Below are 11,876 nucleotides of genomic sequence, written 5' to 3'. Positions count from 1 at the left end.
CGCATGGCTATGAACATGACGCGTTGCGTTTCCGCCCTGATGGCGCTCGGTCTTGCGCTCGGCGCATGTACACCGCTGGCGGAAGTACGGATTCGTAATACCGAGGGCGATGAAGCGTTTCTGGACGATGTTCAGCGTCGGACGTTCGCGTGGTTCTGGGAGACGACCGCCGACTCGACCGGGCTTGTGCCGGACCGGCACCCGTCGCGCACGTTTTCCAGCGTGGCGGCCGTCGGCTTCGGGTTGACGGCCTACGGCATCGGGGCGGAGCGGGGCTATATTACGCGAGTGGAGGCGGCCGAGCGCACGCTGGCGGCGCTCAGGTTTTTTTGGGAGTCGCCCCACGGCGAGACGCCGGCCGGCGTGATCGGGCACCGGGGGTTCTTTTATCATTTCCTCGAATTCGAGACCGGGCATCGCTTCCGTGAGACCGAGTTGTCGACAATCGACACGGCGCTCCTGATGGCCGGCGTGTTGTTCGCGCAGTCCTACTACGATCAGGGGGAGCCGGCGGAAGCGTCGATCCGCGCGTACGCAGACTCCCTCTACCGCCGGGTGGAGTGGACCTGGTTTCAGCGCGACCGCGCGCCGCTCATCACGATGGGGTGGCACCCGGAAACGGGCGCCTTCGGGCAGGCCGCCTACCAGGGATACAACGAGGCGATGATCCTTTATCTACTCGCTCTGGGCTCGCCCACCCATCCCGTCGACGCGGACGTCTGGGAGGCGTACACCGGCACCTACACCTGGGGTGATTTTTACGGCCAGGAGCACCTGCAATTCAGCCCGATGTTCGGGCATCAATACAGCCATGTCTGGGTGGATTTCAGGGGGATCCAGGATGCGTACATGCGGGGGAGAGGGATCGACTATTTCGAGAACTCACGCCGGGCGACCTATGCGCAGCAGGCGTACGCCGTGGCCAATCCGGGCGGATTCGCAGGGTACGGCGAGACGATCTGGGGACTGACAGCCAGCGACGGGCCGGCGGGCGAGGAGCGTCTCGTGGGCGCCGACACGGTCCGATTTCAGCGCTACTGGGCGCGCGGCGCGAGCCTCGAGCACATCAACGACGACGGCACCATCGCTCCGACGGCGGCCGGCGGTTCGATTGCGTTTGCGCCCGAAATCGTGATCCCCACACTGCGCGCCATCCGAGAAACCTACGATGCCCATCTCTACAATGAATACGGCTTCGCCGACGCGTTTAACCCGACCTATACGTTCGTGGGTGGGGATATCGAGTTCGGCCACGTCGACCCTGTGCTGGGGTGGTTCGACAGCGATCGGCTGGGCATCGATCAGGGGCCCATCGTGGCGATGATCGAAAACCACCAGAGCGGGCTTGTCTGGGAAGTGATGAAAAGAAATCCCTACCTTGTGCGCGGCCTGTGCCGCGCCGGTTTTGCCGGCGGGTGGTTGGAAGGTCGCTGCCCCTGATCGTCATCTCCATCCCTGAACCCCGTCATGAGGAATTCGCTTCAAGGCTTGCTGGTGCTGCTGACCTGTTCGATGCTCGGATTTGTCCTGCCGGGCGCCTCGCCGGGTTCGGTCTCGACCCGGGCCCCCCGCAACGTCGTCTTCATCCTCAGCGACGACCACCGGCACGACTTCATGGGTTTTCATCCGAACGCCCCGGACTTCCTGGAAACCCCAAATCTGGACCGGATGGCCGCCGGCGGGATGCACGTCCGCAACGCCTTCGTGACTACTGCGCTCTGTTCGCCCAGCCGGGCCTCCATCCTCACCGGCCAGTACTCCTATCGGCACGGGGTGGTGGATAACAACCGCGCGCTGGCAGAGGGAACGCGATTCTTCCCGCAGGACCTCCAGCAGGCCGGCTACGAGACCGCCTTCTTCGGCAAGTGGCACATGGGTGGCGAAAGCGACGATCCGCGCCCGGGGTTTGATCACTGGGTCAGCTTTCGTGGGCAGGGTGAGTATTTTAACCCGACGCTGAACGTCAACGGCGAGCGCGCGCCCGTGGAGGGCTACACGGCCGATATCCTCACCGATCAGGCGCTGGCCTGGCTCGGCGATCGGCAGGGGGAGGCGCCGTTTTTCCTCTATCTCTCCCACAAATCCGTCCACGCCGAGTTCGAGCCGGCCCCCCGGCACCGCGGGCGCTACGACGACGCGACCCTCCGTTATCCGCCCACGATGGCCAACACCGAGGAGAACTACCGCGGCAAACCCCACTGGGTGCGCGCGCAGCGGTATGGGTGGCACGGCGTCGAGCACATGTACCATGGCACGATGGACTTTGACACCTTCTATCGCCGCTATTGCGAGACCCTGCTCGGGCTAGACGATAGCGTGGGGCGGGTGCTCGACCATCTGGAGGCGTCCGGGGAGTTGGAGAACACCCTCGTGGTCTATATGGGCGACAACGGATTTTCGTTTGGCGAACACGGGTTGATCGACAAGCGCCACGCCTACGAGGAGTCGATGCGGGTGCCGATGCTGGCCTATGCGCCAGGCTTCATCCCCGCCGGCACCGCGATCGACCAGATGGTGCTGAACATCGACGTCGCCCCGACGATCCTCGAACTCGCCGGCCTACGTACGCCCGACCGTATGCAGGGACGCTCGTTCCTGCCGCTGCTTCAGGGCGGCGACGCGGCCGACTGGCGGACGGAGTTTGTCTACCAGTATTTCTGGGAGTACAACTTCCCCCACACGCCCACCGTCTACGCGCTCCGCGGGGATCGTTACAAGTACATGTACTACCACGGCGTCTGGGATCAAAACGAGCTGTATGATCTCCAGACCGACCCGAGCGAGGCCTTCAACCTTATCGACAGCCCGCAGCACCAGGAGCTGGCGGATGTGATGAAGGATCGCCTGTTCGACGCGCTGGAGGCCGAGGATGCGGTGGATGTGGCGTTTCGCCGGCCGCAGTATGGCCAGCAGGACCAACGAAAATTACACGATTAGGAGCGCATGGTAGAACCGTATGTGACGTCGGCCGATGTGGCCGGCGACGATCTGCCGTTGCTGCGCGGGCCGCAGTCGCGCCAGTCCGAGTTGCTCCGCGCCATCCGGATTTTTTTTGAGATGATCTACGGATTTCGCGTGCTGCACTTTGTAGGGCCCTGCGTGTCGGTGTTCGGATCGGCCCGGTTCACGGAGGATCATCCGTATTATGCCCAGGCGCGCGAGGTAGGGCAGGAGCTTGTCCGAGCTGGCTTTACCGTGATGACCGGGGGAGGGCCCGGGATCATGGAGGCGGCCAACCGGGGCGCGAAAGATGCCGGCGGGATGTCGGTGGGCTGTACGATCGAACTACCGCACGAGCAGGCCGACAATCCGTACCTGGACCGGAGCGTGCGATTCAGACACTTTTATATCCGCAAAATGATGTTGGTGAAGTATTCGTACGCCTTCATCGTGTTGCCTGGCGGGTTCGGTACGCTCGACGAGTTGTTTGAAACGGCGACGCTGGTCCAGACGCGGAAGATCAAGCAGTTTCCGCTGGTGCTTGTGGGTCGGGATTTCTGGGAGCCCTTGCTTGTGTTCATGCGCGATCGAATGGTCTCGGAGGGGACGATCGATGCTACGGACATGGACTACTTTTTCGTGACGGATTCGCCCGCCGAGGCCGTTCGGCATGTACGGGAGGTGGCGATGGCGCGGTTCGGGCTCACCTATGGAGCCCGTGTGAAACGTAGATGGTTTCTGGGTGAGAAATAGGGCGGAGAGGGTACGAAATTGCCTGGAAATGTGTCTTGTAAGATATAACCTGGCGCCCGGCAGCCAAAAAACCCGAAGGGTCTTCAAGACCCTTCGGGTTTGCTGCTTGGATTTGCGTCAGGATCGCCTGATTTGCCAACAAGCACGTACCTTTTACCGCCATGTCCAAGCCCATTCCCTTACAATACGGTTCGTACTATCACATCTTTAATCGAGGAAATAACCGCCAAAACCTATTCATCGAGGAGCGAAACTTTACCTACTTCCTCGACAAGTACTGGCAGTATATCCCACCCGTCGCCGACACCTATGCCTATTGCCTCCTCTGGAATCATTACCATTTTCTCGTGCGAATCAAGACGGAGGATGAGCAACGCGACTGGTGGGCCGCCAACATGAATCAGCCGCTGGAGACCATTCACTTGAAAACGCCGAGCCAGCAATTCAGCAATCTGTTTAATGGCTATGCAAAGGGTATCAATAAAGTCTACCAACGAACCGGCTGCGTTTTTGAACACCCCTTTCACCGCGTGGAGGTCACCGCGGACCCTTATTTTGCCCGGCTTGTGCTGTACATTCACCAGAACCCGCAACGACACGGATTCGTCGCTGATTTTCGGGACTGGCCCTACACGTCTTACCACGCACTCGTCAGTCGGGCAAGTTCACCTCTACACCGCGAAGACGTGATCGATCTATTTGAAACTGAAGACCGGTTTGAAATCGCCCATTGCCTGGCCGATAGCGCCGGCCTCTAACGCATGAAACGCTTCATTTTTTTGCTGATAGGCTTCGTGTCCGCGCTCGTCATCATCCTGGGCCCTCGTCCCGTGATCGACGATACCATCCGCCCGCTCACATTGCCGGCCGATCTCGACACCTACCTCGCCGACGCCGAGTCCCGCTTCCCGGACCTCATCCCGGGCGCCGAGAAGACGATCGTGTGGGCCACGCCGGAAAAAACGCGCACCCCCGTGTCCATCGTCTATCTCCACGGCTTCTCGGCTACGCGCCAGGAGACGCGTCCCCTGTCCGACTCCATCGCCGCGGCCCTCGGCGCCAACCTGTTTTATACACGCCTCGCCGGCCACGGCCGTAGCGACGACGCCATGGGCGAGGCCTCGATCAACGACTGGCTCAACGATGCCATGGAGGCCTATGCCATCGGCCGGCGCCTGGGCGAACGCGTCGTTGTAATCGGGACATCGACCGGCGGCACCCTCGCCACCTGGCTCGCCGCCCGGTCGGACGTGGACGAACTGCTCGCGCTGGTGCTCATCTCGCCCAACTTCGGCCCCAAAGACCCGACATCCCGCTTGCTCCTCTGGCCCTGGGGGACGCAGCTGGCGCGACTCGTGGTGGGCCCATATTACACCTGGGAGCCGGCCAACTTCGGCCATGCCCGCTTCTGGAAAACACGCCACCCGAGCCGCGCCCTCGTCCCGATGATGGGGTTGGTGGACCTGGTGAATGGACTCGATTTCGCCGGCATCGCCTCTCCGCTCCTCGTCGTCTACTCCCCCAACGATCAGGTGGTCAACCCGGCGCTGATCGCGGAGGCGTATCCCCGCTTCGGATCCCCGATCAAGGAAGCCGTCGTGCTCGACGAGGTCGGCGACCCCTCGAATCACGTCCTGGCCGGCGACATCCTGTCGCCTGACGAGACGATGCCGATGGTTCGCCGCGTCGTCGCCTTCCTCCGGCCGCTTCTGACGGATTCGCCCCTCAACTGACGACGCTGGCGCGCCGCGGCCGCAGCCATTTCAGCCAGGCAAACGCAAGCATGCTGCCCGCGGCGAACAGGAGCCCGACGCCGACCGCCGGCGCCGGGAGCGGGATGCCGGCGCGAAGGATGAGCCCCATCCCCGCCGGAATCGCCGCGAGGCGAGCCAGTTCGAGAGCCGACAGCCACCCGTTTTTGTGCTCGAACAGGAAGCCGAACATGAGCGTCGTCACCAGAATCCAGAGCGCGTAACAGGCTTTAGAAAAGGGATCCAGGCTGGCATGATGGAAGAAATAGAGCGCGTTAATCAGTAGCGCGCCCAGGAATTGGACGAGGACGTAGATGTTGATCTCGCGGGCATCCCGCGCGTCGTACTTCTGGTAGCCGGCATCGACCGGCTTCAACGCCGTCGCCCCTCCGAGGTACGCCGGCAGCCAGCCCGGGCGCTTGAACAGGATGCGCAAGGCGTCACCCGGGCTCCGCGCCTGGCGCACGGTGCGGGAGAGGTCGGCGTAATGAGCGAAGTTGGCGTACACCGGATTCCAGCTTCGGAGCGGCGTCGTGATGCCGTAGTGCGGGCGCTCTTCTTCCTCCGTAAACGTCCCGAAAAGCCGGTCCCAGACGATGAAGACGCCGGCGAAATTTTTGTCGATGTACTTCGGATCCCGCCCATGGTGCACGCGGTGATGCGATGGGGTGTTGAAGATGGCCTCGAACCAGCGCGGCATCTTGCCGATGTGTTCCGTGTGGATCCAGAACTGATAGAGGAGATTGATCCCGCCTACGAACACGAATTGCATGGGATGGAATCCGAGCAAGGCCATGGGAAGGTAAAACGGCAGCCCCCAGATGAACCCCGTGGAGGTTTGCCGCAGCGCCACCGACAGGTTAAAATCCTCGCTCTGATGGTGCACCACATGCCCGCCCCAGAACAGACTGATCGTGTGCGCCATGCGATGCTCCCAGTAATAACACAGATCCCAAAACACGAACGCGATGGCAACGATCGACCAGGTCCGGGCCAGTTCAATCAGGGCGAAGTGCTCGTACACGATCGTGTAGATGCCGATGCCGAAAATCGCGAGAAAGGTGTTCGTCAGCTGCTGTAACGTCCCCGTGCTTATGTTTGTGACGGCGTCGTTGAGGCGGTAGGTTTTTCGATGGGTGACCGACTCGTACACCAACTCCACGGCCATCAGTGTGAAGTACATCGGGATGGCGATGATGACGGGGTTGAGATCCATGCGACGGCTCGAAATGGGGAGGAGGTTCGGGTAATCAAGGTACACCGAAAATGGCCTTATCCGCCACCAACAAAAACGCCTCCGCGGCCAGAGTCGCGGAGGCGGTCTTGTCGTGATAATGAGTTGGAATTACAACTGGGGCAGGAGAACCCGGTCGATCACATGGATCACGCCGTTCTTCGCCGTGATGTCGAACAGGCCGGCGCCAACGAGAATGTTGGCCGAGCGCCCGTTGGCGTCGATGAGGGCAGCGTTGGCGGCGTCGACATGGAGGGTGCCGCCCTGGAGGGTCGGAATGTACTCCGAACCCAGCACACGGCCCGAGAACCAGCGGCCAGCGGCCACATGGTAGAGGAGGACCGTGGTGAGGGTGGCGTCGTCGATGTCGTCGAGCCCGCTGAGCCCGAGTTCAGCGAGCAGAGCGATAAAAGCGGCGTCGGTGGGGGCGAAAACGGTCTTTGGGTCCTTTTCGAGGAACGGGCCGACGAGGTCGACACGGGTGAGGGCGGCCAGCAGGACCGAGAACTCCCCGGTCTTGGCGTTGACGTCGAGGACGATTTCGGCGATCGTCTGCTGCGTGCGCTTCGATTCATCCTTGATGCGATCGCTGGCGGAAGCGGTTACGTCTGGCGACTCGGATTCCTGGACGCTGATCGGATCCGAGCAGCCGGCGAATAGAAAAAGGGCGAAAGCGAACGTAAAGAAACGGGTGATCATAGTGGTGCTGTAGGTTTGCGTTTCGGACATAACTATCCCCTCTCTAATCCCGAACATCGGTTTAGATAACGGGCGTGTGAACGCTGCAACGGGAGGAGAGGGTGGAAGCGTTCGGCGCCTATTCCTTTGTCTGTGCCGAGCTTCCGTGTTGTGCAGCTACAGGGAGTACACAGCGAAAAAAAAGAGTGACTACTGGGGTTAACTTGCCGGCTGGCACGCGATGCGGCGCGTCTGATTCCGAGCGCCGAACACATTTTCCTGTCTGGGTTCAGGGTCTGAATTCGGGTGGGACGAGGGCCGGGTCCCCGCCACGCAGACCCTCCTTCCATGAACCAGGCCGAAGCGCGTCACATCCTCAATCTGTGCAAAACCCACCACTTACCGAAGCCTCGCCGCGAGACGGATCGGGGCGGTGAGGGAGCGTATCAACTCGTCTGGAAAACACAACGCTTACACGTAGCGTATACCGACTTCGACGCGGCCGTTCACTTCTGTCGATCGATGTTTGAGGAGCGCCGGCGTGGCGCAAGAACGCTTTGAGCAGGAGAATTTACATCTTTAACAAGGCTTTAGCACCTGCTTAACCCACCTCATCCGCCGGGCCGATATCTTATCAATCCCGGTTACGATTATTCTCCCTTCATATACCCTCATGCAAACCCTCATGCCCCGCCGGCCTCATACCCGGCGCGCGGTGGCTCTTGGAGCCGCTTTTTCTGATTCATCGATCCACGCGGCAGCTTTTTCCATGCGGGCCCTCCTGATCCTGTGTGCCATGGTGATCCTGGCCGGCTGTGGCGAGGGGGAGCCGGGAAACGCCGCTCCTGGTGGCCCGGGCGGATTTGGGGGGCCAGGCGGATTTGGCGGCCCCGCCATCATCCCCGCGGTTGAGGTAGTGCAGGCGCAGCTGGGCTCGCTGCCGCTCGAACAGCGGCTCGTTGGAATCGTGAAGGCCGATAATCAGGTGGAAATTTATCCCGAGTTGACGGCGCCCATCGCCGAAGTCCCGGTTCAAACCGGCGACCTCGTGCGTCAGGGGCAGGTGCTCGTTCGGCTCGAGGCGCGTCAGTTTCGGGAGCAGCTCAATCAGGCGACGGCCAGCTTCCGCATCGCCGAAGCAGACGCCAAGCAGGCGGAAGCCCGCCTCCGCGAGTTGACCCTTCAGTTCGAGCGCACGGAGACGCTCGCGGCCAAGGAGTTGGTGTCCGTGCTAGATCTCGAAACCCAGCGGGCGCAGGTAGATGCCGCTAGCGCCAGCTTCGAGCGTTCGCAGGCCCAGGTGGACCAGGCGCGCGCCACGGTGCAGGAGCGGGAGACGAACCTGGCGCGAACGGAAATCCGTGCGCCGATCAGCGGCCGCATCGGCCAGCGGAGCGCCGAAGTCGGCATGCGCGCCAACGGCAACCTCCCGCTGTTTACCATCGGTAACCTGGACAACGTGCGGATCGAGATCTCGTTGACCGAGCATATGCTGGGGTTCATCCAACAGGGACAGAACACCCGGATTTCCAGCGAGGGGTGGACCGATACGTCGGTCGTTCGGCCCCTTTCGCGCATCTCGCCCTTCCTCGAAGCCGCGTCGTTCAGCACGACGGCAGAGATTGATGTCCCCAACGCCGGCGGCCTCTTTAAACCCGGCATGTTCGTCAACGTCGACGTCTATTACGGCGAGAGCGAGCAGGCCACCATCGTCCCGATGAGCGCGCTGTACGAAGACCCGGCGTCTGGAGAGGTCGGCATCTTTGTGGCGACGACGCTCGGCGTGGAACTGCCCGTCGACCTGCCGGGATCTGACGATGAAAAGATGCCGCTCACGGAGCCGACACCGCTTGAATTCCGCCCGGTAGAGATCATCGCCGAAGGACACGATCTGGCCGGCGTCTCAGGCGTCGAGCCCGACGCCTGGATCGTGACGCTCGGGCAACACCTCCTCCGGGGCGATAAGCCCCAGGCGCGGGTTCGGGCGACGACCTGGAAACGGCTCATCGCGCTCCAGAACCTGAAGCGCGAAGACCTGCTCGAACAGTTCCTGGAAAAACAACAGCGCATGGCCAAGTCCGGCGCATTTAAGGACAGCGTCGTGGACACGTCGCCCTGAGCAGGGCCGGCGTACGAATTCAGAGATCCCCGCGAAACCTAGTCAATCAAGTCTATGAGCTTCCTCACCGACGTTTCGATCAAGCGGCCGATCGCGACCACCATGTTCTACCTGGTGATCATCACCCTGGGGCTGGTCGGTTTGCGGTATTTGCCGGTGGACCTGCTGCCGAACATCGAGTTTACCCAGCTTTCGGTAAGTACGAACTATCCGAATGTGGGGCCGGAGGAGATGGAGACGATCATCACGGATCGCATCGAGAACGCGGTGGCGAGTGTGCCGAACATGGAACGGGTCACCTCGCGGTCGCAGGATGGCTCCAGCCGCGTCACCATGGAGTTTGCCCGAGGGGTCGACCTCGCGGAAGCCTCCAACGACGTGCGCGACGCGATGAACCGGGTCATCAACCAGCTCCCGCCGGAGGTCGATCCGCCGCGCCTGTTCAAGTTCGACCCGAACAGCTTCCCGATCGTCATCATCGCGGCGAAGTCCTCTCGGCACCTTGAAGAGCTCACACGCATCATTGAGCGCGACCTCGCGCAGCGGTTCGAGCGCATCCCCGGCGTGGGGTCGATCAACCTGTTCGGCGGCATCTACCGGGAAATCCGCGTAGAACTGGATCGCGATCGCCTGAAGGCCAGCGGGCTAACGGCCCTCGACGTGCAGCAGGCGATCTCGCAGGAGAACAGCACGCTGCCGGGCGGCAACATGAAGCAGGGGCTCAGCGACATGTACGTCCGCACCCGGGGCGAGTACACGGAAGTCGAGCAAATCGGCCGTACCGTCGTCCGCGTCGTAAACGGGAAGCCTATCCGGGTACAGGATGTGGCGGAAGTTCGGGATGGCTACGAAGATGCCTTCAGTCTCGTCGAACTGGGCGACGTGCCGATGATTCGGTTCGCCGTCCAGAAGCAGTCGGGCGCCAACACGGTGGCGGTGGCGGACGAGGTCAAAAAGGAAGTCGAACGCATCAACCTGGAGCGGGCCGACTTACAGCTGAGCGTCATCAGCGACCAGAGCACGTTTATCCAGCAGTCGATGGATAACGTCCAGAGTTCGGCGCTGTACGGAGCGATCCTGGCCCTGTTCATCCTGTATCTCTTCCTTCGTAACGGGTCGACGACGTTTATCATCTCCCTTTCGATCCCGATCTCGGTCATCGCCACGTTCGGTGTGCTCTATTTCAGCGGCATGACGCTGAATCAGATGACGTTTGGCGGGCTTGCGCTCGGGATCGGGATGATGGTGGACAATGCGATCGTGGTGCTGGAAAATATCGTCCGACTTCGAGAGAGTAAGGGCGAATCCGCACGAACGAGCGCGTTGATAGGCACCAAGCAGGTGACCGGCGCCATCATCGCATCGACGCTCACGACCTGTGTGATCTTCATTCCACTGGCGTTTGCGCAGACCACCTCGGGCGCGCTGTTTCAGTCGCTGGCCATTGTGATCGTTTTTGCGCTGTTGTGTTCGCTGGTCGTGGCACTCAGCCTGGTGCCGATGTTGTCGAGCCGGTATCTCACGGTCGGCAAGAAAAATGGCAAAGACGGCGCGCCGGCGAAACGCTCGCGCATCGGCGCCTTTTTCGATCGCCTCGAGAATCGGTACGCGAATGCCCTCCGGACCGCCATCAAGCACCGCCCGACGGTGTTTATCGTCGCAATCGTGCTGGTGGCTCTTTCTGCTTATTTCTGGACGACCATCCCGGTTGAGCTCGCCCCGCAAACGGATGCGGACGAGATCAGCATCGACATGGAGATGGCTGAAGGCATGAATATCGCCGTCGTCCGCCAGTACCTGGACGAACTGGCGCTGGTGGTGAAAGCCATCATCCCGGCGGATCAGGTCAAGGACTTCACCACCGAAGTACGCAACGGCGACGCGCAGGTCGAGGTGACGCTGGTTGACGCGGCGACGCGGCGGGTGAATAGCACCGAACTGGCGGATGAAATCCGCGACGCCGTCGCCGGCCTGATCCCCGGCGCCGAAATCCGTGTGCAGGCCCAGTCGGGTCTCTGGATCCTGAACCGCCTCTTCAGCTCGAGCGACGACGCCGAGGCCGTCCAGATCGAACTTCGCGGCTACGACATGGAGACGGCGAGCGCATTCGCGCGCCAGATCCAGGAACGTGTCGCGACCATTCCTGGGGTGCGCGATGCCCGGGTCAGCCGGCGGGAAGGCCAGCCGGAGGAAAACCTGATCTTCGATCGGGAGAAGATCTCCGACCTCGGCCTGTCCGTGCGCGAAGTGGCGCAGGCGGTGCAGTCGAATGTCGGTGGCGTGCTTGCCGGCCAGTTCCGGGTGAAGGGCGATGAGTTTCCGATTCGCGTCCGCCTCCGCCCGGAAGACCGTCTCACGACGCTCGACCTGGACGATATTGGGGTGCGCACGCCGGCCGGCG

Annotated in this window: 9 protein-coding genes; 7 read left to right on the top strand and 2 right to left on the bottom strand. The window is 61.8% G+C overall.

Features of this window, described 5'->3' with window-relative positions; genetic code table 11:
* Positions 1 to 9: 9 nt before the first annotated feature.
* The 5 genes from SH809_15145 to SH809_15125 all read left to right on the top strand — a co-directional run bounded on the left by SH809_15145 (position 10) and on the right by SH809_15125 (position 5,426).
* Positions 10 to 1,440: a glucoamylase family protein gene (locus SH809_15145; GenBank protein ID MDZ4701043.1), complete on the top strand. Its 1,431-nt coding sequence runs from the start codon at positions 10 to 12 to the stop codon at positions 1,438 to 1,440.
* Positions 1,441 to 1,467: 27 nt separating this feature from the next.
* A complete protein-coding gene (locus tag SH809_15140; protein ID MDZ4701042.1) occupies positions 1,468 to 2,937 on the top strand; it encodes a sulfatase in 1,470 nt (489 codons plus the stop codon).
* Between the two features lie 6 nt (positions 2,938 to 2,943).
* A complete protein-coding gene (locus tag SH809_15135) occupies positions 2,944 to 3,693 on the top strand; it encodes a TIGR00730 family Rossman fold protein (GenBank protein ID MDZ4701041.1) in 750 nt (249 codons plus the stop codon).
* A 161-nt stretch (positions 3,694 to 3,854) separates the two neighbouring features.
* Positions 3,855 to 4,451: a hypothetical protein gene (locus tag SH809_15130; GenBank protein MDZ4701040.1), complete on the top strand. Its 597-nt coding sequence runs from the start codon at positions 3,855 to 3,857 to the stop codon at positions 4,449 to 4,451.
* 3 nt (positions 4,452 to 4,454) lie between these two features.
* Complete coding sequence (locus SH809_15125) at positions 4,455 to 5,426, top strand: alpha/beta fold hydrolase (GenBank protein ID MDZ4701039.1); 972 nt, start codon at positions 4,455 to 4,457, stop codon at positions 5,424 to 5,426.
* On the opposite strand, the gene SH809_15120 is transcribed toward SH809_15125, so the two are convergent.
* A complete protein-coding gene (locus SH809_15120) occupies positions 5,419 to 6,660 on the bottom strand; it encodes a sterol desaturase family protein (protein MDZ4701038.1) in 1,242 nt (413 codons plus the stop codon). The genes SH809_15125 and SH809_15120 overlap by 8 nt on opposite strands.
* Positions 6,661 to 6,789: 129 nt before the next feature.
* On the bottom strand, positions 6,790 to 7,377 hold the full coding sequence (locus SH809_15115) for a fasciclin domain-containing protein (protein ID MDZ4701037.1): 588 nt from the start codon (positions 7,375 to 7,377) through the stop codon (positions 6,790 to 6,792).
* 748 nt (positions 7,378 to 8,125) lie between these two features.
* On the opposite strand from SH809_15115, the gene SH809_15110 reads away from it, so the two are divergent.
* Together SH809_15110 and SH809_15105 are read left to right on the top strand one after the other, a co-directional pair.
* On the top strand, positions 8,126 to 9,475 hold the full coding sequence (locus SH809_15110; GenBank protein MDZ4701036.1) for an efflux RND transporter periplasmic adaptor subunit: 1,350 nt from the start codon (positions 8,126 to 8,128) through the stop codon (positions 9,473 to 9,475).
* Positions 9,476 to 9,529: 54 nt separating this feature from the next.
* The coding region (locus tag SH809_15105) for an efflux RND transporter permease subunit (GenBank protein MDZ4701035.1) at positions 9,530 to 11,876 on the top strand (2,347 nt) is incomplete at its 3' end.

Source organism: Rhodothermales bacterium, assembly GCA_034439735.1.
Classification (GTDB): Bacteria; Bacteroidota; Rhodothermia; order Rhodothermales; family JAHQVL01; genus JAWKNW01.
The sequence above is the reverse complement of the archived record's forward strand: the minus strand, read 5'-3'. Positions and strand labels throughout refer to the sequence as shown.